The following is a 25,066-nucleotide window of genomic DNA, read 5'->3' as shown; positions in this document are numbered from 1 at the left end:
CGCGTTTCGACGCGACGGATTCACTTCATTCAATCGACCTCCAGCGAGGGCGGCAAGTGGGCTGTCATCCCGCAGCAGGAGATCGATATGCCCAAACAACGCCCTACCCGCACATTGCTCGATCGCATCAAGCGGTCAGCGAAGGTTCGATCGCGCACCGCCGCGATTTCTCATTCAGACGCTTTGGAAGCGGCTGCGAAGGAGGCGGGCTACGAAAGCTGGTTCGCGCTCACCCAGGCCGTCAGGGAGGCCGTAGCCGGCTCTCCAGAGGTGGATGTCCTGCTGGTTGATCCTCAATTGCCGGAAGGTTTCTACGACACACCGAACGAAGACCGCAGTGAAAGTGAACTCGACGAGTGGTGGGACAGGCCTTACGCGGTCAGCGGTCCCCGAGGTTTTGATGTGCGCTGCCTTGACGGAGGGGCGTGGGATAGACCGACGTTCTATGGCGTGGTAGCGACGCTCGAAGAGGCTCGCGAGCTTGCCCGGGTGAAGCTGCAGGAATGGAAGCGAATCAGGGGGCGGCCGAGCGTGCTGATACTTAGTGCGCGGGAGTTCGCGGCGGTGGTCCACCCCCAGCGACCTGGAGACGACATGCAGATACTCGCGACCGCGCCCGATGCCGAGACCATCGAGGCATTGCTTAAGAAACTTCGCGACACGGACGAGTAGTAGGACCGATTGACGGCACGCGTACGAGGCAGGTGGGACGAATACGACGCGCCTTTGCGGTCTGTGTCATGCCGCTGGCACGACTGTCTGGGGCGGGCTGGCTTCTGCCGCCACCCGCCTCAGTGCTGCCATTGTCGTCGATCCAAAGGCTGCCAGTGCTACAGCTCAATACCGCCCATACCGACGTGCGGTTTCCACGCGAACGCATTCGTGTTAGCAGCAAACTCCTTAACAAGCATGGTGCGGCCAACCTTGTCGAAGGTTAGCATCGAGCTGGTGCCGATCTGCTCGCCGAGGTAATCAGGCGTGCCGTCCTGCGTCGGGGCATACAGATTCCCCATATATTCGATGTGCCACAAGGGTTCGCGCACCAAGATCAGATCCTGGCAGTCAATATCGGCGGATTCGAAAATCGTACAGCGTCGAGAAACCTTTTCCTGTGCTGTCGCAACCTGTGGCACATAGTCGTGCAGCAAGTGGTGGCTCAGCTTCTCTTTCACCCACTGATCGAGCAGATCGCTTTCGTTATCAAAGCATGAGCCCGGCAACATGCTGCATAGCGTCTGCTTGAGAATCTGATACGCGGGCACCACGCGCTTTTCCGGGTCGCCTCCAATCTTGCGATTGACCCACTCCAATCCGGCGGGGCACTGCAGGACGAGCAACACATTCTGCCGCGACAGATGATCCGAAATCTCTTCCATATCCGGCAGCATGTCGGTCAGATGATGGTACCCGAAGAACGGCGCGAAGCTTTCCTTGATTTGGTTTAGAGAGAGGTCCAGACCGAATTGCTTCAGCCTATTTTTGGCATCAAATGCCGGGGCGGTGAAAATTTGAGACATGACGATTCCTTGGCCAAGAGTCGCGGGAATTCGGTGGACGGTTGTTCGTCCCGCTCTTGACGGAGTTTCGTCAGTTCAAAGGTAGGCTGTGTCACCTGAAGACTCAGGTGATCCCGTTGTCGGCCGTCCACGTCCGGGGAGGGAAGTCCCTTGTTGCGACGTGAATATAGCGAAGCCAGCTGCTCTGAGTCAAGGCCGACCTCAGATCTGCCTGCACACGGCTCGATCAGGAACCGGTTGATATACTGCACATAGCCGTAGCCGACGAAGCGACATACGGTGTTGGATGTGACCTGGACAGCAAGCGAACGGACAGATCATGACGGTCGGTGGCGAACGTGTTGGGCGGCGCGAAGCGTTGGCGCATGAACGCGGTTCTTTCAGTTCAAACCAAAGGATTCCAATGCGTTCCGAAAACGGAATTTGGGCTGGCGTTGGCCTTCTTGAAAGGCTTCGTTTGTCGCGAGAGATTGAACGCGACATCGAGAAAGGTGACTCCGGTTCGGTCAAAGGTTATCTGGTCGCAATTGATCGGTTCGAATATCTCTCGCTTAAGAATTCGAAGAAGTCGTTTGATGAGCGAAAGGTTCGGATCGTGATGAAAGCGACCGTACCGCTGCTTGCGATGAGTGCTGAGTGTCCGGCGCGCATTGCGATCTGGGCGAACAATGGCTGGAAGCCTATAGCGACGATGTCTCTCGCCAAACTCCACCACGTAAGCGACAGCAGCTCGGGTGAAGATCAGGAAGCTGCTTTTGACAAACTTTTCTGGCTCGGCTTTTCAGTCGTTCGCGACACATGAACGACGACAAGGTCCTCCGCAAACGGGACCGTAGGGACAGGTAGCCTCAGTCTTCGAATCCCTCAGCGAGAAAAGCGTCCAATTCCCGGTACTGCTGCGCAATCTCCGCCGTAGAGTAAAGCGATGTAGTCGCCATATCAGCGTGTCCGAGCATATTTCTGGCGGTGGCGAGCGCCATGCCGCCGGCCACGCCGTGCGAGCCGAACGTGTGGCGCAGCCAGTGTGTCGAGGCCGCGGCGAAGGTCGCGCCCAGTTCGGGCGCTTCAAATGCCGCTGCGCTGGCCGCGTTCGCGAAGAAGCGTTTGATGGCTTCATACAGCTTGTCCGGGGTGATCGGTTTGTCCTTGACGGGAGGCGCGACCGCACCCTCGCCTTCACTGACTCCGGCGTTTGCGAGCGCCTGCTCGGCGGCGTTGCGCTTCGCCTTGTCGCGATTGTCTTCGAGCGCGGGGATGAGTGGCGTGTCTGGCGGGCAGCGCGCCGGATCACGGCTCAGGCCGCGCTGCTGGAGATAGTCGCCGAGCAGGTTGAGCAGGCCCGGCGAGAGCGGGATCTGCCGCAGCACGTCGCCCTTGCCGAGTACATTGAGTACGGTGATCGTTCCCAGTTCAGCGCCAGCGAATCTGTGAGCGACGTCGCCCGTGCGGGCGCCGGCCAATTCAGCGCGCCGCAAACCCGTGCCGTAGGCGAAGCGCACAATGAAACGCATGCGATGTGTGGCCGGTTTGTCATCAGGCAGCTTGCGCAGATACCGCTGAACGAAGCGCCACTCGTCCTGACTCAGGCTGCGCTCGATCTGCATCCGGTGAGTGCGCGTCTGACGCGCGGCCGACCCTTTTGCGCCCTCAACTTCGAGCGTGGCGATCCGCACCTCAGCGAGCGGGTTGAAGTCCAGGTAACGCGCATTGGTAAGAGACGAAAACAGGCTCTTGAGCGACGTCATGGCCGATTCGCGACTGCTGTAGCGGAGCGGCCCACGGAATGGCCGCCAACGCGGGTCGTCGCGCTTGAATGGCCGCTCCATTACCCATGTGTGGGCCGGATGCGGGTTGTTCAGGAACACATTCAGGTATTCGTGGCAGTCGAGGATGCTCAGGCTGGAGAGTGGCTTGTTCTTTTCCAGGTTCGCCCAGAGCAGCAGCCGTTCCGCCTCGTTCCGGTACTTCTCTGCCGTGGTCGGTTTCTGCGCGTACTTCCGAAGCCAGAAATAGATCGCTTCGCGGTCGGTGAACGCGCCCGTCTTGTTCCGTGAAGGTTGCGCGCGGTTCTCGCCCAGCGAGCCGTCGTGTTCAGGCGCGGGCACGTACAGCTCAAGCGGCCCCAGCGCTGTCGACGGCTCGCGGGCCAAACCCGGGACGGCAACGGGATACGCGGGCGGCCGATCGAGCGCAGCCGGTGCGATTGTCATGCCAAGCGCCGCTTTGCTCGCATGCAGGAACGCGACAATGCGCGCGGCGCCCTGCTCACCCAGCTTTGGCACGCTGCGATACCAGCGATATCCGATGGCGTTGATCACGTCGACCAGTTGCCCCAGGGTGTGGAGTCTCGCGTCCGCCAGCCGCAATGCGACCGACGTGTCAAACCAGCCCGTCACGTGATGGTCCGGTCTCGGATCCTCGACGAGCAGGCGCTCGAGTTCATAAAGCGCAGCCATCTGGCGCTTGCGCAACCGCTCATTGCGCGCCTGTCGGCGCGCGGTGGCCGCATCCTCGCCCGTCTGCCGGTCTTCCGGGTACTCATGCGCGAACAGCGCGAGTAGCTCGCGCTCGGTGTAGAAGCCGTCGGGGTCATGCGCCTCCGCGAATTCCTCGAGCGTAGGGCGCCGCGGAGCGTTCACACCCGCGCCGACGACAGGCGACGCGGAGCGTATAAGCGACGGCCGGATCTTGAGCAGGCGCGCGGCGCCGAAGTCAAGCCGCTTGCGTGCAGCGGCGACCAGTTCGGCTGTCAGCCAGCGCACGGTCTTCTGGGCGCGCCGCGCGTCGCGCCCGATTTCGAGATAGCGCTCGGCCTGCTCACTCAGGTCGAGCCCTTCGAGATAGGCTCGAAAAAACGCGATGTGGTGCAGTCCGATGCGGCGGCGCGCGGGCTCCTTCGCGGGTGCAGCAGCACCGCCCTCTACCGGGGCACCCGTACGGCCTTCGCCGACGGCGTCGCGGGACGTCTCGCGGAAGTCGACGTCCTCAACCTCGCGCGCCCGCAGACGCAAGCCGGCGAGCGCCTCGGCGTCCGCGGTGGCGGCACGGTGATCATCCAGCAGTTTCGTCATCGCGTTCTTCCTGTTCGCTCGATGGCGCGCTGCCGACGGCCAGCGCTACTTTTTTCTGGCGGCGCGCGGCACCGCTTCCTATAGTGAAACTGGACACCTTGCTTCTGGCATCTGGCCCATCTCCCCCGGCACCTGAGCGCGCCCGTTACGGTTTCCGTACCGGGCATTACAGGCGCTTGCCTCCCGTCTCTCTGCACCAGAGTGGGGCGGACGAAAAAATCCTGCCAGGACATTTGGACCGGCCAATTCCTCAGACCACCCGTTGATCGGATTTCGAGCTTCTCCGCGCCGCGCCTTACCCCACGGGCATCCTAGCAGATGTAGTTTGAAAAGGGGGTCTTTGTCGAGAAAACGTGAAGGGCTGGATACGTCCGGGTATCCAGCCCTTCGAGGGACGAAAAAAAGCCCCGCCGGATGGCGGGGCTCGGTTTCTGGCGTCCGGAAGGGCTCTCGCCCTCCTCTCACGCGGCTTTCTCTGTCAACGTGCGGTCGCACGACGGCGTAGCGGTCCGGCCAGGACGGTGACGTTCTCGGGGAACGGCACAGTACGGGCACGGGTCGCTTCCGAACGCGTCAGCATCGCGAACTTGCGCAACCGCGCGCGCAACTGCTCGGACGTTTCCGCCGGCGGGAGCGCGTGACGCACCTTTTTCAGCTTTGCTTTCATGCGGAATCTCCTTGATTTATAAGGAATATCATGCTTGCTCATCTCCGTCAAGCCCGGCCGCGCGCAGCAAGTCGCGCGGCACGTCCTGCTCGAGGCGGACGACCCGCTTCTTCCGGCTCTGTTCCCGCTTGAACCCGTAGTCCTTGTAATAGTCGATCAGCGCCGGGTTCGGCTGGTTGATTGCATACACGGAGCAGCGCGCAGCAGCCGCGAAGAGTTGCAGGTAACGACTCGCGACGGCGACAAACGCCGCGTGGCGGTTCTGCGCGGGATCGCGCTCCAAAAAATAGATGGAGGCGACGACGCGGCTGTCGCTGATCCGGCCGAGTACCAGTCCCCACAACCGGATACTGTCTGGGTCATGCGCGTAGAACGCTGCGTCCACGCGACGCGGCCTGCGGCGGAAGCGGCGGACTTCGTCCGGCCAGCTCCAGCCCGGGACGTGTTCCGACCTTGCGTCCTCGTACTGCCACCGCTGCGCGTGAGCGGCCGCCTCGTCAGAGATTTCCCGGATGCTGATGGGAAAGCCGTTTTCAGCTGTGAGGATTTCTTCAGCGGTGTACGCGACGTCGCGGCGAAGCTGGGCGAAGCGGACCCGTGCATCCTCCCGGATGCTTTGGGGGATTGTGTTTTCTTTAATCATTCATCGTCTCTCCTTTTGCCGCATGGGCGGCCTACATAAAAAGGAGGCGCAGCAACGCTTTCACAAACAGTGCTCGTGGAAGCGGGCTGGGATAGACGGGAACCGGTTCAGGTGATTGCCGTTCGAACGGCTGCCCCGATCATACAGGATGAACGCCTGGGGGCATCGTTCGGACTTGTTGGATCACCTGGCTTGCGCACTTCGAGTGGTACGCGGTGAGTGGCGACGGCTTGACTCGGGCCTTCAAATCGACAGCGAAGGTTCGGGTAGCTGTTGCAAAACGTGCCCCAGTTCGATGGTCGACAATTGCCCGTCTGCGTAAAGGCAACCGTCATACCGCGTGCCGTTTGGTTGTGGCAAAGACGGCGCCGCGAGGTTTGGTGGGAGAAGGCGTTCGGGCTGGCATGGTCATTCGGTAGGCAGGATGCGTTTCCGTTGGGAAAACGGTTGGACTGGCAGTTGTCGGCAAAATCCATCGGTCTTTTCCGGCCCCGCCGGACCGGTCCTTCTGTGCCCGGGCACCCCAGGCAAGGCCGCCGCCGGCAGGATGCGATATGCTTGAGTACTTGTCAACGCGCGAAATTCGTTATGAGCAACGTGTTCCGAGCCGTCTTCGGGTTGTGGGTAGCCCCTGATTTCACGTCTGTGATGACCGGGAAAGCGAAGCCTCCACACGTCAACCACTCCAAGGTTGATTTCGGAGACCTGGCTAAAGCGCTTCGCGAACTCTTCGCTTACGGCCCACACGTGCGCATCCGCGTGGCGAACGATACTGTTGACCAGGTGACTGTTCAACATCGAAACGGCGAGCTCTCGCGCGCTCGACCTCCAGCAGGCAGCATTCGCTGCGACGACTTCGGCCGCGCCTTGCTCAAATCTGCCACCTCACAAGAAGGTGATGTCGTTGACGTTCATCGCGCTTGGCAACCACTCCACTCATATGCTGACCGGAATTTCGCGCCGCCTCCGGTGCTCATACCTTTCGTGATAGAGGCCGCTGATTTCGAAGATGCCATGATTTGGCACGCGTCGGCTAAGCCGAGCCTTGGTCTGCCATTCCTGCCTGACGCACTCCAGGAATCATTGTTACAGTCGCGCGGCAACACAGACAGTACGAATTTTGAAGGCCAATTGCCGAAAGCTTCTCGCGAACGAATGGGCCGGATCTTCGGTTGCGAGTATCTGCCATATGCACTTCTGGACAGGTTAGCAATGGATGCGCCTCCGAAAGAATACGGCCTTTGAGCGGGTGTCCATCAAGTGGCTTTACCGCCTTGCGTCGGACCTGGTGACGGACTTGAGATCACGAACCGCGAAATGGAGCCTCCCATGGGAAAAGCTAGCAGACGTAAGCAGGCCATCAAGAGACTGATCGAGCTTGACCAGGCACAGGTGAGGCCCGGCGCCATCACCGATCCGACCCCCACAGGACTACCTCTCGACTACGTTGACCTGCTACGCGTCGGCAACCGCGCAATATTCAAGTTTGCAGAGGTAGACCTGGCCCGGATGCGCCAGACGGGAGAAATTCCGGAGCAAATCTTCGATCCGGTCGGCGATTGCGCGGAAAACGCTTATGTCGAGGGATATATCGAGAACGCGAGACGCCGACCAGAGATAAATCCTTGGTTGTACGATCGCGCGGCCCTGAAGGCGGCCGTCTTGCACGTGCTTCGTGAGTATCGATCGCTTGTAAGCTTTCTCCACGGAGGAAGCAAAACGTATTTTTTCAGTGACGGGTTGTCCGAAAGCCTGTCATACACGGCTTTGAACATGCCGGCACGTGACCTTAAGCTCCCCGTCCCGGGGTTCGTTTTCGTGTTCCGGTCGGAAGCCGCAACGGAGGCGTTTCACGCGATCTCAAAGACTCCCCACGACGGCGTCAACACCATCACCGTCTTTGTCAGGGACGACACGCTGGAGCAGGTCGGATTTCGGCGATTACTGATCGTGGCCTATGAGCATGGCGACACGTTGGGCAAAGTTTATTCCGGTGTCTCGCGGCAATTGGCGATGAAGGACGATTGGGACCTCGAGCAGGCTCTCAATACTGACTGGGACAAACCCGGAATGCGTCCGGACGAGGGGGATATAAGCACGGGTTGGAAGACGACCCCAGACGGCGATATCGTAGCTGAGGAGGAACTCCCCGAACACTTCCTGAACGATCAACTCCGTTTCACGCGGATGGTTTTGAACGGCATTCTTTACATTACCTCCCGTGGCGCAGAGATCACCGAAAAACTCGCGGGACGTCCAATTCACAGCGGAGGCCACCGGGCACCTAATCCGGGCTTCGATCCGCAGCATTCGCGCACGTACTCTGTCGTTGGAGAAAGCATTAAGCAGATCCCCGTAGTGATCGACCCTACAGTAAGCTATGACCCACTCGCAACGGCCGCTGGCAAACGCACACTTCGAAAGAGGTTCCTTGTTCCAGGATTCTGGAGACGGCCACCCAACAGTCCGCCTGACGCAAAAAAAGACGTTTGGGTTAACGCTTTCTACAAAGGGCCTGAGATGGCCGACCTTGTCAATAAGCCTTACATCGTCCGCTGACCTCTATAGTCGTCAGCCAAGGCAACTGTAAAACGCATGAGCAAAAAAGGGGTACTGGAAGCAACAGTCGGAAAGGGATTCGCCGTCCGCTATTTCGCCCCGATCCGGTATTCCGAAGGCAACGGCGGCGGTTCATACTCCCCCAACAAGTCTGCATTGACGAGCACGGGAGGCTGGAATCGTGGCCGGTGCAGCGACCAGCGTGGTCCGTAAGCCTGATTGGCCATGAAACCGCGACGCCATTTGATCGGCATGGTTCGGCCGGTATTGCCGGGTCCGCGGGGCGGTCGAATCTCTTCGGGGCCTATCTCGATGTAGTCGAGCGCAGCCGCTGCGCGCAGGGCGGTTTTGTGTCTGGCCGCACCGGTCTGCGTCTTCGCAAGTTCGGTGAGCTGAGTTTTTTCATTGTGGTGCACCAGCCGCGCGTTCCGTACAGTCGAGTACACGAGGATCTTCGCGGCGAGCATCACATGTGACAGGATTGCATCCGCTCCGCGCTCCATGTCCACTTTAGAGATCGGCCCAATCTCCTCGGATATGCCGCGATGCAACGACTCGTGCATCTGCGCATAGAAGTTATCCTGCTCGCCTTCGCGTTCCTCGATGTAGTAATCGAAGCCCGGTTGGTCAAGAGAGTATCTCCCCGACGCCTCGTCGATACTGAAAGTAAAGCTGATTCTACGCGCCCGAGGTTTGATGTCAGTCCCATCCTTTAGCGCTTCCTCGGAAACAAATATGCCGGTAAGGCGGGCGGGCTGCATCCCTTCGATGGCGGGTAGAGCTATCGGCGTTTCGAAGTGCAAATAGACGTCGGGGAACGGAGAGTGGAGGAAGGAGGCCGGGAATCTTTCGTCTATGTCGGTGACGTTCATCATCGTTACAAGCGCGTCGGTAACACGGAAAACCGCCCCTCTTGCCAGGCGATGGTGGAGCAGGCACCACAGGCCCCTGGGAGGGATCGTCGACTTTGACATCAACTGCAGGTAGCCGAACTCCGGCCATCGTTCCATCAGTCGGCGCATTGCATCCCGATACGACAAGCCGGGTTCCGCGCCGAGTGACCTGAGCATCCCCGCAACGTCGCTTCTGTAGTGCTCATCGACAAGCTCAGCCACCCGCTGCTCGTTGAGTAGCGAAAGTGTAGTTTGCGGATGCGCGGCGACATGTCTGAACGAACTCGCCGCAATCGCGCGCTCCCAAGTCCCATGCCTGAGAACCTGTCCAGGTTCCCCATACAAGAGTAGCTCCCGCTCCCGCCATTCGCCCGCGGGGTCACGTAGCATCGATTGTCCGTCCGGTGTCACCGGGACCCTGTCGACCGCGACCGAGGGCAGTTCGACGACCTCTATCGCGGCGCGATGCGAGGTGTCATCCCATGCTTCACGCATGCCAGCGGACGGAAAGCCAAGCAGCATCAGCGGCGAGATCGCGGCCAGCATCTGGCCATTCGCGCCATAAGCAGCGATCTGGCCAATCTGCCGGCCGGCGCATCCTTTTTCGCCGAGTTCGGCGAAGCTACAGGTACCAAGGACGACGCGCGTGACCGCGACCGGTTCGTTTGATTCATCTGATGGCGGGAGCGTTCTTAAGACTTCTTCGAAAAAAGCCGGGTCGAACGTGTCTTTTGGATCGAGCTTGCCATCCAGGCGCCCGGACTCACTAACCATCCGTTTCATCAGCAACTGCAGGCGAAATCGTGTGGCGTCGGCAAGGGCATCGGAGAGACGGCAAACGGGCCGCAACTCAAGTCCGAGGATCGGAAACTGGCGGTTAAGATGATCGGCATGCTGCAGGATGACGTCGAGGCCGCGCTGGAGCCACGGGTAGTCGCCGCGAAAAGAGTCTTCCTTAAGCGCGGTTTCGAGCGGAATGTCCGGCATGACCGCCGGAAAGATGAATGCGTAGGGTCCTCGCGAGTAATCAGGCGTCGCCAGGTGTTTTGCCCACATTTCGTGATAAACGATGTCGATCGGCGTGTCGAGGTGAGAATTCGCCAGCATGAAATTCAGGCAAAACATGTCGGTTGCCGTCACATTCACCATCGGCGCAGCGACCACGTAAGCTTTGTGCCCAGGGTAATTTGGATCACGGGCATCGAGGGAGAAGGCCGGTTCAATGGGCTGGACCAACGTCTCCAAGGGTCTGCCACGCAGGGCGTCGAGCCGCTCTACCGTGAAGGGAACGGCGACCAGAAAAGCTGTCCCCCGGGGTGGCGGCTCTGCACCACTGGCGAACATTCGCAACACGTCGAACCAGCGCCAGAAGCACCGCGCGGTAGCTTCGCGCAACGCCGTGTCGGGCATCATTGCGATCGCCGCTTCCGTTTCTGGAAAAACCCTCAGGTCGCGGTCGGACGTTGCGAGACAGCACTCGATACGTTTGATCAGGTCGCCGTCGCCGCGCAGCGGAAGGGAGAGGTATTTCGCGAGTTTTCTGATTGCTAGCTTCATGTTCTGGCCAGTCCTTATTCCGTCAACATCGCGCACCGCGCGGCCGGCACTTAGCCAACCGGCAGTTTCCAGCCGTGAACCTCCATCACCATCACGTCGGGATTTGGGTCGCGCTCAAAGTCATGGCCTCGAACCATAAGGTTAAAAGAGACCGCAAGGACGCCACACGGGTCCTCATATTCGGATAGCGGAGCGTCAAACGAGAACCCGGCCTGTCGCTGGGCTAAAAGACGCTCAAGTCCGTCCACTCGTTCACTCAGAGCGAAGGGCGCCCAGTGTCCGTCACGGAGCAACATGCCGCCGCAGGTATAGCAGCGGTCCTGTATCTTTTTGAAGTGAAGCGCGCCGAAGAGGAGTAGACAGCCCTTGGGGAACTTTGCTGCGAGGACTTCGAACGCCTCTTTTGCCAGGACGTCTGTCGTGTCCTCAGGTACATAGGCGTAACCTTCGACGACAACTGGCAACTCGATAGTGCCGTCGCGCGTCGACACCCAAAAGGATGGATCGAAACGGGCAACAACCTCACGGGGTTCACCGACCACGTCCCAGCCTAGATGCTTGAGGCATTGGTACCAGTCTTCGTGCGGGACACCGATGAGTCCCCCGTTGATGCGCATCTGACGGATGAAGTCCGCCGGATCGACGTCACGTCCAAGTGCCCTTTTCAGCAAGGTCGACGCGAACTTGTGAAAATCGCTTGCCGACATCAACTTGCCGGCTTCGTCGCGTGCATCGTCGATCGCCGCGAGGTCCGACGGATCCAAGCCGATAAGCTCAGCAAAGCCTTTTCGGAAGTCGTTATTCACCTCAGTGGCCGATACCGATTCGAAATAATCCGCCAGGGCGGGTTCACCTAGCTCTCGAGCGGTTGTTACATCGCGACTGCGGCGCTCGGCCGCATCGAGCGGCGCTGGTTCGCCCCTTTCAGCGGCCAGCCGATCGGCAAAACAGCGGACGGTCACCATCCGGAGGGTCCGGGCAAGGTCCAGGGGGAGCGCGCCTGCGCGAGAGGTTGCCCCCAGGAACGAAAGAAACTCAAGGGTTGCTACCTTGTCGCCGCGGAGGGAGTGGTGATCCGCGAATGCCGCAAGGTCAGCGCGCCCGCGGCCCTTCAAATACTCGCCCAACATCTGGGGAATTTCGTCAATTTCGTCCGCGTATTTTCCAATCTCGTGGCTGTCATCGCCTTCGTCGTCTTCGCCCGCTTCCGACGCCTGGATATAGTCGCTGGTCGTTGAGTCCTCGATCGCGCGGACTGGAAGCGAACAATTCGGATCGAATTCCGCGTGATTCAACTCAGGCGGGTCATCATGGCCGAAATCGGCGAAGGCATCGTGGCATTCCTCGAGGGCTTCCATGAAGCATGCAGCTAGTTCGCACAGATTGGGGGAGTCGAGATGCCCGTGTAATCGGACACAGATACCGTCGACGGCCCCGGAAATTTCGTGAGTCGAATATGCGTTCAGCGTGGGGCTGCTCAGATAGAGCACCAGGCAGCGCGCGATGAGATCGATGGCCTCAGCGGCAAGTTCGCCTTGCTCAAGATCGCCGAGCTTTCCCAGGGTAATGTCGAGTCCAACCACAATATCCTGATTGATCGTCGGCTCGACGATGAAGAAGAGCGCGGCCCACTTGTCCCCGGCATCGTCGAACACGCTTAAGACGCGTGTGCCGCCATATTGGGGAGCATCAGCCGCACCATTTCCCACGGCGGCACCTTCCGCGAGTTCCTCCTCCGGGTTCAAAACAATGACTGTGATGCCATCCTCGACGTCAAGAGAATCAACGTCGCCCAGCATCATGTCGTCCAGCACTTCGTAGGACAACTCGCGCTCCCAAGGCGTCGGGAACATCAACTGCAGGATTGCGGCGTGCTCGCGTTCCTCGGCTGTTCGAAAAGCGTCCGTAGGCCGGAGTTTCCGAACCAGCGCATCAGCCTCGTCTTCGTCCAGATCGAAGCTTTGCGCGAGGGAGTGGCACTGGAACACGAATCTTGATGCCACGACGTCGGGGGCACAGAAGCGATCGGGTAGCGACGCCCGACGCCGGCCCAAGTGCTCAGTTGTGGCTTCGAGCGCGTGCCAGTCCGCGTGCCCGAACATGCGGGCAACGGCGGCTTGCGACGCGTTGAGCTTCTGCCCGGTGGCTGACGTAAGGCGTTTGGCGAGGCGCTTGGGATGCGCCATCGAATCGAAATAAATTCGCATAACGGCTCCTCTGCTGTTGTCAGCAAGGGGTGGCACCCACTTTCGACCCCGCAGATCGGGGCCCGTTTTGAACCATGCCGGTACTAACGCTTCGCCAATGTGGGTGGCACGGCTCCGGAGCCGTTTATGCCCTGGTAGGGTAGCCCGATTCATTGGAGCGATCAAGCGGCACGGTAGAGCCCGAATGGCGAGGTCGGCGTGACCGGATGCCCTTGAACCGTGGCGTCGTGTGACGTTCTCAGTACCGGAAGTGGCTCTGGCATGGGTGCTGTCTGCGGGATGGGGTTGGCGCGAACGCGACAGTCGCATCTCGGTCGCACATCGTCTCCTTTCCCATCTTGGCGGGCCCGTAACTCCGGCAGTCGCACATGCCATGTGTTCGCTGATCCGGAGGGCATCTGTCGACCGTTCACGGCGTGACAAAGTACGATGGATGATTGAGCTTCCGCTTCAGATTGAAGAGAGATAGAGACAAGGCTGAGTTGGCAAATCCCGGCGGGCGTCTGCGCGGTGTTGAAAGGCCCCGGGCGCGCACGCGGGCATCCACTACTTCCGAAATTGACGCGGGACCGCGATGGACGGACCTTTCGTGAACTGTGGCACTGCGCCGAGTAGTCGTCATCAGTGGCGATGGCGTCGAAGCACAGGGCCTTGGCGATTTCTGAGGGATTTCCGTGCGAAGACCGTCAGGTCCGTGACCTAAAATTTTCCAAGCTCGACATAGCAGCTGTTGTGTGGATCTCCACTCCCCCTTTTTGCGGTAGGGGGCGGCATGAACCCCCTGGTTGTTTGTTGCCTCGTTCGTCTGAGGTTCGGTGATAAGGGGGTGTTAAGTTTTAAGGGGGTGTTCAATGTCCCCGCCCTCGGCTGTTGAGGTCCTTTGGGTCCGGATAGCGTCTTACCTCGCCTCGCTTCTTTTCGCCCTTGTCGCGTCAGGAGTAATCGTCGCGCTGTGCGTCTGGATCCGGGACTTTCCGGTGGTTGTGGCTGTGTTCATGTTCGCGCTGCTGGTACGTGCGATCAGCATCACCGTGGCCGATTGGTGCCTGACCGGAAGGTGGCGTGAAATCAGCAATCGTCTGGTCACACGCGTTTGCGACGCAGTACTGCTTGGAACCTGCTTTCAGACGGCTTTCCTGCTCCTCTTCCCACACCTGAAAATTGCGGAATCGCCTGGTGGCGACCCGCTGCTTGTACGCCTGGCGTTGTCGTACGATCGCCTCGCAGTCTGGGTACACGATGCGATCGAACCTTTCGTACACATGGGACTCGTTGTCGCGGTGATCGTGGACATCGCGGTGCTGGGAACATCAGTGTTTCTCGAGACCCGAATGCTTGTGCGTGCATATGGAGCAGCAACGAATACCGCGTCACGCGTCTTCTTCGCGACCGCTGTGTTCATGTGCTTCGGGTTGTCGATGGCTGTACCATCGGCAGACTGGACACCAGATATACACGCGCGGCTCAAGACACAGGCCCATCAAAGGACGGTCGACAACGCCAAGCTCGTCCTTGCCCAGCAACTCACCACTACCAACACGTCAGCAACTGCGGAAACGGCCGCGCACGAAGCGAAATCGCATGATGCGTCGACGAAGCTCGATCCCGAGCAGGCCGAGATTCTAAAAAATGGGATGGCCGGGCAAGCGAGACAGGAGTGGCTGTTGCTTCTCGCAACTGCTTTGTTACTGGCCAAGCAGGCCGGAGACATGTACCTGTCGACGGATGAAAGGGCGAGCCTTGGTACAGCCGATATGCAGGGCGGCGATGAGCGGATGCAGCGAGGCGATCTCGAAGAGAGGTGGGTCGCTATTCGGCGCGATGTCATCGCTAAGGAGCGACAGTTGGATCTGGCCGAGCCAATGGTTAAGGCACGTCTCGCGGACATGCTAGCAGATGCGACGGGTTTTGAGGCGACCGGACCGTTTGCCGAGGTAATTGACGAGGTCGTGAAAACGGGATTCGATCTTGTCGGTGAAGCAGCGGTTGATAGCCTGAAGGATGACACCGGCTCGATCCCGGAGGCGGAACTGATGCGCCGCGAACGCCCTCTTGCAAAGTACTTCACCGATGCGTTGACGAAGGGAGCGGCCGAGGGGGCGCGTGGGGCTGTCGTCGCGCTCAACGCGTTGCCCTTTCAGCCGTTAATTGTCACCGAACGGCTTACGCGTGTGGAGCTTTACGATTTTCGCTGGACTCAGGAGTATCTGGGTCCACCTCGCGATGTTGGGGACTATTTGGGGCACATTGGGGGGAATTACCTGGTTCCGGTCCACGAGGTGAGACCGAGGAAAAGTGGCGTATCGGATGTTAAAGAGAAGGCATCGCTCCCCTCGCCACCTGATGTCGGGCTAGCGGAAAGCCAGACTGACCAAAGAGACGGCAGTAATGCCGATGTGGCTGCGCAGGCGAATGAACTTCACGCAGACGCGGCACTCACAAAACTGGCCAGACAAGCCTCACCGGCAGCGCTTCGTGCGATTGAAGCGGCCAAGGAGTTTCCCGTCGATGCGAACGGAAAGGTCAACGATCGCTACATCAATAAGAGCGTCCGCGAGACGATCAAGCGGGCCGAGTAACGAACCCCGCTTCTTTCTGAGTGACGCTGCAGTAAGTCTAGTCCCTGGCAATCCTGAAAACCCTCACCTTTGCGACTTATACCCCCAATCATGGCGCTCGCAGTGTTGCGAAATTGCTGTTTGGGTGCCTCTTTTACGACGCATTCTTTGCACCGGCCAAAAAAAGCGTCATAGAATGTGCACTGCTTGCAGCAATATACACAGCAAGCGTTCCTAAAACGATAGTGAGTCAACGACAACTATGGCAAAGACTGCAACGAAGGCTGCAACGAATCCGGCAAGCAAGGCTGCACCGAAAGCCGCTGCGAAGACTGCAAAGAAGGCAGCACCCGCAGCCAAGAAAACTGCAGTGAAGGCGACAAACGGTACGGCAAAGAAGCTCGTCGCTGGCGCGCCGGTTAAGGACAAGTTCACCAAGGCATCGCTCGCCGCGCACGTTGCTACGGCGGCAAATGTTGAGCCGAAGGCCGCGAAGGCGGTGCTCGCAGCGCTGGAAGACACGATCCTCGGCACGGTCCACAAAAAGGGTGCGGGCGAGTTCACCCTGTCGGGTCTGCTGAAGATCACCGTGCAGCAAGTGCCGGCGAAGAAGAAGCGCTTCGGCAAGGATCCGTTCACGGGCGAAGAGCGCTGGTTCGACGCGAAGCCGGCGAGTGTGCGCATCAAGGCTCGCGCGCTCAAGAAGCTTAAGGACGCAGCAGCGTAAGCCTGGGTCGCACCGGACCCGACATCGGACTGTTGTCGGGTTCTGCCCTGCTTTGTGCTGCGCTTACGAGCGATGGCCTCTGGGTGGTTAAGGTTAGAAACCGCGGTCCCCTCCCAGATCCGACCTCACAAACCGGTTCTTTCCGCTGCCGTAGCGTTAGCGAACGTGGCGCTTCTCTTCCAGCCTTGCATATACCGCTGTTTGCGGGCGCCCGACCCCGAAGGACCGCTCTCCAGCGGCTATCCTTGCCGCATTGCCCCTGCCTTCCCGCGGCTGATATACTGTGCCCGAGCCGTTTAGATCGGCAACCAAGCACATTCTTCACACTGGTCTCCGGTGTTCACCCCGGCCGCGACCTGCCATACACCCTTTGCATTCTTCGATAAGCGCTGTGGTTGTCAGTCGCTCTTATCCAAGCGTCGCCCACTCTCCTTTTCAAACGTCTCATCGAGAGACATCAAGGAGAAACCATGAACGAAAAAGCCAATCAAACCGCGACGCAAACGGCAATCAAACTTGTCGTACCCGGAACCGGTTTTCTCTGCTATGACGCCACGCCGCGGAAGGCAGTTTCGGTGCTCAGCAACGGTGATCTGGATCTCGTCGGTTCGGATCTTGGCGACGGCTTCTATTACACACCCGGGAGCGACGAGTGGTCCTTCCGCTTCGGCGATACGCGCGCGTCGGACTTCGACTTCGAGCACGTCCTCGAAGTAAAGTTGATTGAGGGTGTGTCACGCGACGGTGCGGACGATCGATGGGCTGTCTCTCAAGAAGCGATGAAATCGTCGACGTGGACTGACCTTTTGTCTGCAAACGGCGTGCTGGATCGAAAAGAGCACCTGGCCTGCGTTGCGTCTCAAGCCGTGAAGGATTACGACTTTGGGAGCGGTCTCACCCTGATTGAAACGGGCGAAACCTGGGAGCACTCGCCGGATGGCAATGAGTTGACCCAGTACGCTCGCGTCGAGGCCTGGAGCGCGGACAGGAATGACGGCAGCCCTCCTTCGCTGGATTCGTTCGATCTGATTTTCACTGCACGCTTCAGCGCCGGAAGCGCGACGTTGATGGAAGCGTTCGCTTCCGACAATGAAGGCAAGATTTGGCGGGGCAACGCCGCGCCGAAGCCTGCGAATCCGCTGCGCTCTGTTGAGCTGTGCATTCGTGCAGCCAAGGCGCACGGCGAGGAGTCCGCGCCGGATCACGAGGTGGGCGATCTCCAGGACTGTCTTCGCGAAATGTGGAAGCTTCTGACGCCCGAACAATGTGAGGCGTACATGAGCAGCAGTTCGGTCATCGAGCGCCTGGAGTCTGGTTTATCGACCCGCGAGTTCGAGAGCATGTACCCTGCAAAGGTTTGAGAATCCACAGACGAAGTCGTCGTCTCCTGGAGGCTCGACCCATCAATCTGGAAGCGGCCCGTCGTGCCTCCCCTTTTGGGGAAGGCCGGCGGGCCTTTTTTTCGCCCATCGTTCTCGCACCCGTTCGCGGATCGGAAGCGGTTCGTCCCATCGTGAGGCCGGGCGATGGCGTGACAGGCATTGGAATCGGCGGTGTGGGAGCAGCCTGGCCCGCGCCAGCCTTTGTTCGAGGTCACAGAATACACCGCCCCCGCCCGCCGGCGGAGGGCCTTGCGTCGAACGCGGCGAGGGTAAATTGCCGCTGCGGGCTGAAGCATAGTGGCCAAACGTTCCAGAAGCTGGACGGCGTACCGGATAAAAAGTGCGATCGCGGACTGAATTCTCCCCGGACAACGTCGAATAAGGAGGCATGCGCGCCGTTTGACGCTCCGCGGTGTGTTGCGGCTGGGTCGTGGGCCGCCGTGACGCAAGCGTGTGATATCGCGTAGAAGCTACGCTGGCAGCCGGTCTGCCGGGCGGAATCCATATGGGCAAGCGCCAGCGGGACGCACTACAGACTGCAATACAGGGAAAAGATGGAAAGCCGAGACAAGTCAGCTGAGTTGGACCCGCGACTGCATTCGTTGCTCGCTAGAAGTGCCGGGGAAGTGAGAAAGCTCGCCCGGTTGGTGCCGCCATCCCCTGCTCGCGCAAAGATTATTGCGCTGGCAAAGGATGCGGAGACCGTCGCAAGCGTGATGGCGCTGCCGGCTCAAGTCCGCGGTGCGAAGGAGGATGCGCTTAAAGATGGCGTCGACGGGCTCAAGCAAGCGTTGGGACTGCCGACGTCAGGCGACACCGGAGCGTCCGACTCGCTCAAAGGTGTCGGGGCGGCGTCGGTTCGGACCCACGCCCTCCTGGCTCAGTCGAATGGCTCTATCTCGATCGTCACGATCATCAAGGAAACGGCCAGGCATTACACCTGCCATTACCTGGGAAATGACAAGCAGCCGTTCAAGGTCAACAAGGCAGGCAAAGACCGGAAGGTGTTTTTCGGGTCCACACAGGAAGCCGCCGATTGGGTTGAGGCGCAAAAGGAGTTGAATCGGGCCGCTCGTCACGAGGAGCCGATTCCGAATTTCATCCAGGAAGGGTCGAGGGAGTGGCGACGACGTGAGTCGCTGATTCTCGCGGAACGCGCACCGAAGATCATGAGCTGCCACAGCTGCGGCAGTCCGAGGCCTGCTGACTCTCGCTGTCAGTTTTGCGATGGTTTTACCAGCGAATGGAGCCTGAACGTGAAGCAGACGTCTGGTCAGAAGGCCGACTAGGCAGCAGCATTCGTACGTGAAGAGTAAGCGACTAAGGACTACACCAATGATCGAACCGCTAAGTCTTGATGCTTCCTTGACGGCGTACACGGCGGACTGGCGCGCTGTGGCGCGCTACACCGTGCGATTTAAGGGGCTGTACTTCGCAGGGCAATCGCACATCCAACGGGTGCTTGCCACGGAGGTCTCCTGGGATGACGCGTGCACGTTCCGGGATGAAGAGAAAAAGCGTATGACCGTCGAAGGCATCGGCGGTCACGTCCTGTTCGATCTTGAGCGCCCCGAGGGCACGAAGTCCGAGTACAGGCGGCAGCGCGCCGCGCGGGAACTGTGTCAGCAACGGGGCTCAAACGGCGCGGCGCCCTGCGCGCCGCACCCCGAGCAGACGGTCGGGAGATTTTGCAGCCGATTACGAGAAGGCATGACGGCGGGATATCGACGACAGGAAATTAGGATGAACATCAAATCGCGAATAAAAGAATGGCTGGATGAACCGTCGGAGGTGTTCCCGAACGGGTCAAAGTACACGCGCAGGCAGAACTTTCTGGGGATCTTCCTTTGCGTGGCGCTCCTGGCGGGGCTCGTGGTCATCAGCGGACTTGCCTTTTTTGTTCTTGGTGGTCTGAGTGACATCTCGGGTGGCAAACTCATTGGACACGGCATAAAGCTGGCGATTCAAAGCCTGTTGTGAGCTGCGGCGGCAACTGAGCGGGCTTTCGATCGAGAAGAACAGGATCACCATGAGACTGGTAGAACGCATTGCGGCAATTTTTGGAGTTGGACCCTTTACTCGCGCGACGGGAAGCCCGCCCGCGAGTGGATGGACGCCCTCTGAGTCGCCCGGTCAGGCGGAGCAGCCGGAAGATGTGGAACGAGATGATCAGATGCCGCACAGAGTGGGCGACATCGTCGAAGGTGTCGTGACTGGCATCACCGATTACGGCGCGTTCGTGGATATTGGAAGCGACGTCAGCGCTTTGCTTTTTGTCACCGACCTGGCGTGGACTCGAGTGAACCATCCCGCCGACGTCTTGTCTGTCGGCCAGAGAGTCACGGGCAAGATACTCAAGTTCAACGCAGACAAGAGGCGATTTAACATAGGGGTCAAGCAACTGAGCGCGGATCCGTGGGAAGGCATCACGTCTCGCTACGCTCCGGGTCAGCGTCTCCTTGGCAAGGTCACAAAAGTTACGGAGTTCGGCGCCTTTATGGAGGTTGCGCCGGGTGTCGAGGGGCTCGCTCCAGCAAGTGAAATGAACTGGGCGACGCGGCACATTAGCCCAAAATCAATCGTTCAGGTCGGTGACGCGTTCGAAGCCATCGTGCTTAAGCTCGACGAAGCGGATCGCCAGATGACGCTCAGCATGAAGCGATGCATGCCGGACCCGTGGGTCGGCTTTGCGCACCGCTGTCCCCCTGGCGCTTGCCTCACAGGAAAGGTCACGCATCTAACACGATACGGCGCTTTCGTTGAAGTAGAGGGAGGCGTTGAAGGCCTCATTCACAGGGAAGAGATGGGTGGGACGGATTCGAACGTGAATCCGTTCAAGGTCCTGAGACCAGACGCAACGGTTGAGGTCACGATCACCGATGTTGATGAAGACAATCGGCGACTGCGTCTCAGCCTCAAACGGATCGATTCAGGCAATTCATTGGGTTCCTTTGCGCAGCGCTGTCCTCCCGGCACTGTGCTGGTTGGTTCAGTATCGCGCCTCGCCAAATTCGGCGTGTTCGTGGAGATGGAACCCGGCGTCGTCGGACTCGTCCACACGTCGGAAATCGGGTGGGGAAGAGTCCGTAGCACACCGGCGAAGATTTTTAACGCCGGCGACGTCGTCAAGGTCAAGGTGCTCGAAGTCGATACGACCCGGCAGCGACTGAGCCTCAGCATGAAACAGTGCGAGCCGGATCCCTGGATAGGTTTTGCAAACCGTTGCCCGCCAGGTAAGCGCCTCGAAGGGGTGGTGACAAACGTTGTAGAGTTCGGAGTGTTCGTCGATGTGGGATCGGACATTGAGGGGCTCGTTCACAGTACTGAACTTGATCGGTCCAGGGTTGCAGTAAAAGGCTCACGTGTCGCAGTCGTGGTGCTCGAGGTCGATGAAGCCCGTCGCCTTTTGAAGCTGAGCATCATGCGGTGTAAGCCGGTGCCAGGTGACGAGGCGGCCCGCGGCCAACGCAGTGCTCGCCCCGATCTGGCAAAATTCTCACTTCCTGCAGGAGCAGAGGTTGAGCTTTCTGACGACTTCGAGGACGCTATGCTGTTTGACTTGCCGTCATCGGTAAAACAAGAGGAGCCGCCCGAGGCGGACGCCATCGCGCTTGGCGTGGACATAGCGAAAAGCCTGCTGGATGAGTAGTCAAAAGAGCCCTACTCCAAGTGGACGTATATCCCAGATCAAGGAAAAATCCAGCGTATGGTAACCAGCGAATCTGAGGGCGCTGCCGGAAGGAGCTCGAGCGAGCTACCCTCGTTAGCGCTCTATCCTGACCGGCTAAAATTCGCGATGGACCGCGCGAAGCTGTCAACTTCACAGTTGGCGAGAGCGATAAACTGCAGTGTCGGGGTCATCTCCAACATGCGTGGGCGAAAGAACCCGACCTACAGCGGGCCATTCCTGAAACAGGTCGCGGCAGCGCTCGATGTGCCTGCGGAGTGGCTGGCCTGGAATAATGAACCGGGCTCGTTTGGGAGTGGCGCTGCTCCGGCCGGCGATGACGTTGTCGCGGAACTGGCGACGATCGTGGCGAGGCTCATCGCGAGGAAGGTGATGAGCAGGAACGAGGTGATTGCGATGATTGGTCAGCTTCGGATTCGAGAAAGTGAAGCATAGGATAACGATATGGATGCGAGAACAGTGAACGATCGCCTTCGCGAGCACGTCGCGACCATTGGTGACAAGGATTTCTGGCTGTCGAGAAAGGATGCGGCAGTAGTGTGCCGTGCCATCAGCCTTTCCCTGCCGATGTTTTCGCGACAGGGCTTCAAGTCGCGCATCTGCGCAGTCCTGTGTCGGTTCACCCGGCTTGGCGACAGGTGGATGAACACACTGAGTTCTGCAAGTGTCGCGGCGTCTGAGCCAGTTTCGTTCACTGCGCTGAAGCACCTCCGCACCAAAGGGTCGGCCAGGCTGTTTGCGGATGTCCGGGCCGAAGCGGAAGTGACGAAGGTTTTTCGAAAGGACCAGCGCACCGAGGCCCTGGAGATAGTGGTTGACACGCTGTACAGTGCGCTCTCGTGGGGGATCAATGCGGATCGTCTTCGAGCACGAATCAGGAAAGATGATCAGAATCGATTGATCGAGGCGAAGCAACGTGAGAAATACGATGCGCTCGCCAAGGTGCAGCGCGCGCTACTGGACGAATAACCGTGTCAACTTTGAAGCCACGCGTTTTCCAGTCGTAACTGCAGACTTTCAGGAGACAGCCGCGGGCACGAATCCTTGGCGGCTAACGATACACGCCTCCACCCGCCTTCAGAATGTCTATGATTCGCTGCACCTGTACCGACTCGCTGACCCCAGTTGCGCACCAGACTGCAAAGTGTTCGCAATTCTTGAAGAGAAGGTGATAACCGCCCTTTCCCACCTCGCCTAGCGCCCGTTTCGCTACCTCCTCGGCGGAAAAATTCATGTACAGATCCGCGTTCGGGCTAACCACCGGGCGACGCCACGGCTGGGGCATGAAGGACGGCACCTGATAGGTTTCGTGTTTACGGGGCGCGTGAATCGAAGTCGGGAACGTCACTACCTTCAGTTCGGTCGCACCTTCCATAAACTCCTTGAGGGTTGTTTTTTCGATCCGGTTCTTGCCGCCCGGCAGCCCGCGTTTGGCATCGTGATAGTGCACGACGCAGGAGTCCGAGATATAGACGCCGTAGTGGTCGTACATCGTGCGGCCGACCTTGATCACGACACCCTTCGAGAGCGTATTGGTAAATGAGACCTTCGGCACCTTCACGTGGCCGATCGACACCGCGTTCGGGTCCTTCATGATTTCAGGAAAGCTCTGAATTGCGTCTTTAATCCCACCGAGCGCGTCGGCGATCGAATCCCAGATAGACATGACTTGAGCGCTGATTTTGGTTGTGGATGCTGAACTGATCGGCAGGCGGCCAACGAACTTTGGTGTTTTCGCGCCTGAAGGCGGAGCCGCCAATCTACGCGCGCCTCAGCTGCCGTGGCTCATTCAGCCGTATGGAAGCCAGACGCTCGGGCGGAGAGTTCAACGTTTGCCGATGCCCGGCCTGGTTTACTGATTGCGGGCTGTCCTGTCGACGCATCGAAACTGGATCTCGGCGGATGCATATTGGCCCAACCCGTAGTCCTGCCCGTGGCTGTTGACGGGCTCGACCTGTTTGCCGTCTTTCGCACAGAAGTCGTTGGCCTGATGGTACAGATCGGCCTTGACCGACGATCCGGTGTACGCCCACCCGTCTTGGGCACCGAGCATGTACATGCCGCTGCCGATCGGGACGATGCCCGTGGTCGAGGAGCAACCGGATAAGGCGACGGCAGCCGCCAGCAGAAGGATATTCCTGATCATGGTCTTGTTCTTGTATGAATGGTGTCAGGCAGGATACCAAGAATCGGACGCCCATGGCCCACGCCGAATGCCTTCCCCGTGCAGGTTCGCGCCCGCGGACCAATGCGTGACGGCAAGATGCGATTCCCGGCTTGGGAGTCCGTTCAGAGGTCCAAGGCCATCTGGGGATGCTCGGGCTGGTTTGGCCGCGCCGTTCTAAGCCACCACTGAAAGACGAAGTGATGCTCTGGCGAGCCGGCAAGTGGGACAGACAGGAGCCCGCGAAACGGCAGATCTCGACGGGTAATGGCTGTCTCGCCGTGGCGGTTTGTCACGTCATCCTTCTCCGCGCCGCAGACGGGACACTGGTAGTAGTGGTAAGCCCGCCCGCGCAGGTGCCGGGTAGCCAGCAGCGCGCCCGACTTTTCCGGGTAGCCGTTATTGATGATGGCGACGAGCTCGTTGAGCCATCTCGGACCAGGGTTGGGCTGCTGCGGGGAACGCGAAAGCACGGTCCATAGCAACGTTCGATGGCCCGGGAATGGTAGCGCAACCGCGAGACTGGACGGACGAAGCACCTTCGCACCGCAGTTGCAGCGAAGAGCGTCGCCTGTACGGATGATCACGTCGACCCGGTTCAGGTCGGAGACGGGTGACCAGACGAGGTTCTTTGTCAGTGCAGCCTTGATGAAGACTTCGAGCGGAGTCCAGTGGCCCTGATATGGCCGTTCAGTCACGTTCCAATGGTCGTTCGGCGGGCTCACACGCACTTGCCAGATTCCGTCGCCATCCAGACGCACCTGGAAGGCGGGGACCTCCTGCGAGACGTGGTAGTTTTGCTGGCCGAGCAACCACAACCCCCTGACGCCGGCGGCGCGGTACCGCGCCTGCCGCTGCGCAATGCGGTCCCACGGCAGGTTGGCAAGTTGTACTTCGACGGCGATCTTCGCGGCGCCTCTTTCCGCGAACACGTCAGCCCGCCAGGGTTCGTCGCAGGGGCCACTGGACTTTTCGCACTCGGCGGCCCAGTTTGCCTCCGCGGCAGCATCCGCAACCGCCTTCTTTAAGCTCAGGTGCGCTTCGGACTCGGCCTCATAGGGGCACAGGCCCCGGCCGCCGAGGTGATAGAAGTGCTGCAGACCGTTGCGCGAGACGCGCAATCCGACCGTGGCTTCGCAACAGTCGAAATGCAGATTGTGCGTCGCGCGTTGCTCTGCCCGCAGGCTCTCGAAGCTGTCCGGCGTCAGCTTGTACGCGAGGATGACCTTGTTCTCTGCTGTCAGGCATTTCAATGGTGGCATCGCAATCCCCAGTGACCGCGTACGCGCTCCTGCGCATTCAGTGCCGGCGAACGGGCGCGCGTCGCCTACCAAGTATAGACAGACCTGGCCCGAAATAAGGGACTTTCTCGGCAGCTATCGCCGGCTCGGGACTGAAATTCCCGGCAGATATGCCGTAAAGGATGGGGTGCC

21 protein-coding genes are annotated in these 25,066 nt (G+C 59.5%); 12 read left to right on the top strand and 9 right to left on the bottom strand.

What is annotated here, in order from left to right:
• Positions 1-87 precede the first annotated feature (87 nt).
• Positions 88-672, top strand: coding sequence for a hypothetical protein (locus G3O01_RS09415; protein ID WP_205804274.1), 585 nt, complete (start codon positions 88-90; stop codon positions 670-672).
• 158 nt (positions 673-830) lie between these two features.
• Here the strand turns inward: G3O01_RS09415 and G3O01_RS09410 are convergent, their stop codons facing one another.
• Positions 831-1,517 (bottom strand): hypothetical protein, encoded by a 687-nt coding sequence (locus G3O01_RS09410; RefSeq protein ID WP_205804273.1) that lies wholly within the window; start codon positions 1,515-1,517, stop codon positions 831-833.
• Positions 1,518-1,836: 319 nt separating this feature from the next.
• Between G3O01_RS09410 and G3O01_RS09405 the strand changes: the two genes are divergently transcribed.
• Positions 1,837-2,319: a hypothetical protein gene (locus G3O01_RS09405; protein WP_205804272.1), complete on the top strand. Its 483-nt coding sequence runs from the start codon at positions 1,837-1,839 to the stop codon at positions 2,317-2,319.
• A 46-nt stretch (positions 2,320-2,365) separates the two neighbouring features.
• Here G3O01_RS09405 and G3O01_RS09400 read toward each other — a convergent pair whose 3' ends face one another.
• From G3O01_RS09400 to G3O01_RS09390, 3 genes are all read right to left on the bottom strand, one after another.
• Complete coding sequence (locus G3O01_RS09400) at positions 2,366-4,588, bottom strand: phage integrase family protein (RefSeq protein ID WP_205804271.1); 2,223 nt, start codon at positions 4,586-4,588, stop codon at positions 2,366-2,368.
• 478 nt (positions 4,589-5,066) lie between these two features.
• Positions 5,067-5,255 carry a hypothetical protein gene (locus G3O01_RS09395; RefSeq protein ID WP_205804270.1) on the bottom strand — a complete coding sequence of 63 codons (189 nt, stop codon included), beginning with the start codon at positions 5,253-5,255 and terminating at the stop codon, positions 5,067-5,069.
• Between the two features lie 28 nt (positions 5,256-5,283).
• The gene (locus G3O01_RS09390) at positions 5,284-5,898 is read right to left on the bottom strand and encodes a hypothetical protein (RefSeq protein WP_205804269.1); all 615 of its coding nucleotides are present in this window, start codon (positions 5,896-5,898) and stop codon (positions 5,284-5,286) included.
• Between the two features lie 588 nt (positions 5,899-6,486).
• On the opposite strand from G3O01_RS09390, the gene G3O01_RS09385 reads away from it, so the two are divergent.
• Entirely contained in the window at positions 6,487-7,143 is a 657-nt protein-coding gene (locus tag G3O01_RS09385; protein ID WP_205804268.1) for a hypothetical protein, read from the top strand.
• A gap of 84 nt (positions 7,144-7,227) precedes the next feature.
• The gene (locus G3O01_RS09380; protein WP_205804267.1) at positions 7,228-8,457 is read left to right on the top strand and encodes a hypothetical protein; all 1,230 of its coding nucleotides are present in this window, start codon (positions 7,228-7,230) and stop codon (positions 8,455-8,457) included.
• Between the two features lie 89 nt (positions 8,458-8,546).
• Here the strand turns inward: G3O01_RS09380 and G3O01_RS09375 are convergent, their stop codons facing one another.
• Together G3O01_RS09375 and G3O01_RS09370 are read right to left on the bottom strand one after the other, a co-directional pair.
• On the bottom strand, positions 8,547-10,907 hold the full coding sequence (locus G3O01_RS09375; RefSeq protein ID WP_205804266.1) for a hypothetical protein: 2,361 nt from the start codon (positions 10,905-10,907) through the stop codon (positions 8,547-8,549).
• 50 nt (positions 10,908-10,957) lie between these two features.
• Positions 10,958-13,114 carry a hypothetical protein gene (locus tag G3O01_RS09370; RefSeq protein ID WP_205804265.1) on the bottom strand — a complete coding sequence of 719 codons (2,157 nt, stop codon included), beginning with the start codon at positions 13,112-13,114 and terminating at the stop codon, positions 10,958-10,960.
• Between the two features lie 995 nt (positions 13,115-14,109).
• Between G3O01_RS09370 and G3O01_RS09365 the strand changes: the two genes are divergently transcribed.
• The 8 genes from G3O01_RS09365 to G3O01_RS09330 all read left to right on the top strand — a co-directional run bounded on the left by G3O01_RS09365 (position 14,110) and on the right by G3O01_RS09330 (position 22,438).
• Entirely contained in the window at positions 14,110-15,693 is a 1,584-nt protein-coding gene (locus tag G3O01_RS09365) for a hypothetical protein (RefSeq protein ID WP_205804264.1), read from the top strand.
• Between the two features lie 241 nt (positions 15,694-15,934).
• On the top strand, positions 15,935-16,399 hold the full coding sequence (locus tag G3O01_RS09360; protein WP_205804263.1) for an HU family DNA-binding protein: 465 nt from the start codon (positions 15,935-15,937) through the stop codon (positions 16,397-16,399).
• A gap of 470 nt (positions 16,400-16,869) precedes the next feature.
• A complete protein-coding gene (locus G3O01_RS09355) occupies positions 16,870-17,760 on the top strand; it encodes a hypothetical protein (protein WP_205804262.1) in 891 nt (296 codons plus the stop codon).
• A 647-nt stretch (positions 17,761-18,407) separates the two neighbouring features.
• Complete coding sequence (locus G3O01_RS09350; protein WP_205804261.1) at positions 18,408-19,070, top strand: hypothetical protein; 663 nt, start codon at positions 18,408-18,410, stop codon at positions 19,068-19,070.
• A gap of 46 nt (positions 19,071-19,116) precedes the next feature.
• On the top strand, positions 19,117-19,761 hold the full coding sequence (locus tag G3O01_RS09345; protein WP_205804260.1) for a hypothetical protein: 645 nt from the start codon (positions 19,117-19,119) through the stop codon (positions 19,759-19,761).
• 49 nt (positions 19,762-19,810) lie between these two features.
• The gene (locus tag G3O01_RS09340) at positions 19,811-21,430 is read left to right on the top strand and encodes a S1 RNA-binding domain-containing protein (RefSeq protein ID WP_205804259.1); all 1,620 of its coding nucleotides are present in this window, start codon (positions 19,811-19,813) and stop codon (positions 21,428-21,430) included.
• Positions 21,431-21,487: 57 nt separating this feature from the next.
• Positions 21,488-21,904, top strand: coding sequence for a helix-turn-helix transcriptional regulator (locus G3O01_RS09335; RefSeq protein WP_205804258.1), 417 nt, complete (start codon positions 21,488-21,490; stop codon positions 21,902-21,904).
• A 9-nt stretch (positions 21,905-21,913) separates the two neighbouring features.
• Positions 21,914-22,438, top strand: a complete 525-nt coding sequence (locus G3O01_RS09330) for a hypothetical protein (protein ID WP_205804257.1) — start codon at positions 21,914-21,916, stop codon at positions 22,436-22,438.
• Between the two features lie 82 nt (positions 22,439-22,520).
• On the opposite strand, the gene G3O01_RS09325 is transcribed toward G3O01_RS09330, so the two are convergent.
• From G3O01_RS09325 to G3O01_RS09315, 3 genes are all read right to left on the bottom strand, one after another.
• The gene (locus G3O01_RS09325) at positions 22,521-23,228 is read right to left on the bottom strand and encodes a lecithin retinol acyltransferase family protein (protein ID WP_205804256.1); all 708 of its coding nucleotides are present in this window, start codon (positions 23,226-23,228) and stop codon (positions 22,521-22,523) included.
• A gap of 93 nt (positions 23,229-23,321) precedes the next feature.
• Complete coding sequence (locus tag G3O01_RS09320) at positions 23,322-23,615, bottom strand: hypothetical protein (protein ID WP_241023814.1); 294 nt, start codon at positions 23,613-23,615, stop codon at positions 23,322-23,324.
• A gap of 143 nt (positions 23,616-23,758) precedes the next feature.
• Complete coding sequence (locus G3O01_RS09315; RefSeq protein ID WP_205804255.1) at positions 23,759-24,895, bottom strand: competence protein CoiA family protein; 1,137 nt, start codon at positions 24,893-24,895, stop codon at positions 23,759-23,761.
• Between the last annotated feature and the right edge of the window lie 171 nt (positions 24,896-25,066).

Origin of the sequence: Burkholderia sp. Ac-20365 (assembly GCF_017104715.1) — a bacterium.
In the GTDB taxonomy this organism is placed as follows: Bacteria; Pseudomonadota; Gammaproteobacteria; order Burkholderiales; family Burkholderiaceae; genus Paraburkholderia.
This window is presented reverse-complemented; position numbering and strand designations above follow the sequence as displayed.

Excerpts from the sequence above, each read along its gene's own strand:
- G3O01_RS09385 (WP_205804268.1), top strand. The coding sequence starts at position 6,487 with ATGAGCAACGTGTTCCGAGCCGTCTTCGGGTTGTGGGTAGCCCCTGAT.
- G3O01_RS09395 (WP_205804270.1), bottom strand. The coding sequence starts at position 5,255 with ATGAAAGCAAAGCTGAAAAAGGTGCGTCACGCGCTCCCGCCGGCGGAA.
- G3O01_RS09410 (WP_205804273.1), bottom strand. The coding sequence starts at position 1,517 with ATGTCTCAAATTTTCACCGCCCCGGCATTTGATGCCAAAAATAGGCTG.
- G3O01_RS09315 (WP_205804255.1), bottom strand. The coding sequence starts at position 24,895 with ATGCCACCATTGAAATGCCTGACAGCAGAGAACAAGGTCATCCTCGCG.
- G3O01_RS09375 (WP_205804266.1), bottom strand. The coding sequence starts at position 10,907 with ATGAAGCTAGCAATCAGAAAACTCGCGAAATACCTCTCCCTTCCGCTG.
- G3O01_RS09355 (WP_205804262.1), top strand. The coding sequence starts at position 16,870 with ATGAACGAAAAAGCCAATCAAACCGCGACGCAAACGGCAATCAAACTT.
- G3O01_RS09340 (WP_205804259.1), top strand. The coding sequence starts at position 19,811 with ATGAGACTGGTAGAACGCATTGCGGCAATTTTTGGAGTTGGACCCTTT.
- G3O01_RS09400 (WP_205804271.1), bottom strand. The coding sequence starts at position 4,588 with ATGACGAAACTGCTGGATGATCACCGTGCCGCCACCGCGGACGCCGAG.
- G3O01_RS09345 (WP_205804260.1), top strand. The coding sequence starts at position 19,117 with ATGATCGAACCGCTAAGTCTTGATGCTTCCTTGACGGCGTACACGGCG.
- G3O01_RS09390 (WP_205804269.1), bottom strand. The coding sequence starts at position 5,898 with ATGATTAAAGAAAACACAATCCCCCAAAGCATCCGGGAGGATGCACGG.
- G3O01_RS09320 (WP_241023814.1), bottom strand. The coding sequence starts at position 23,615 with ATGATCAGGAATATCCTTCTGCTGGCGGCTGCCGTCGCCTTATCCGGT.
- G3O01_RS09415 (WP_205804274.1), top strand. The coding sequence starts at position 88 with ATGCCCAAACAACGCCCTACCCGCACATTGCTCGATCGCATCAAGCGG.
- G3O01_RS09330 (WP_205804257.1), top strand. The coding sequence starts at position 21,914 with ATGGATGCGAGAACAGTGAACGATCGCCTTCGCGAGCACGTCGCGACC.
- G3O01_RS09405 (WP_205804272.1), top strand. The coding sequence starts at position 1,837 with ATGACGGTCGGTGGCGAACGTGTTGGGCGGCGCGAAGCGTTGGCGCAT.
- G3O01_RS09370 (WP_205804265.1), bottom strand. The coding sequence starts at position 13,114 with ATGCGAATTTATTTCGATTCGATGGCGCATCCCAAGCGCCTCGCCAAA.
- G3O01_RS09380 (WP_205804267.1), top strand. The coding sequence starts at position 7,228 with ATGGGAAAAGCTAGCAGACGTAAGCAGGCCATCAAGAGACTGATCGAG.
- G3O01_RS09365 (WP_205804264.1), top strand. The coding sequence starts at position 14,110 with ATGTTCGCGCTGCTGGTACGTGCGATCAGCATCACCGTGGCCGATTGG.
- G3O01_RS09360 (WP_205804263.1), top strand. The coding sequence starts at position 15,935 with ATGGCAAAGACTGCAACGAAGGCTGCAACGAATCCGGCAAGCAAGGCT.
- G3O01_RS09335 (WP_205804258.1), top strand. The coding sequence starts at position 21,488 with ATGGTAACCAGCGAATCTGAGGGCGCTGCCGGAAGGAGCTCGAGCGAG.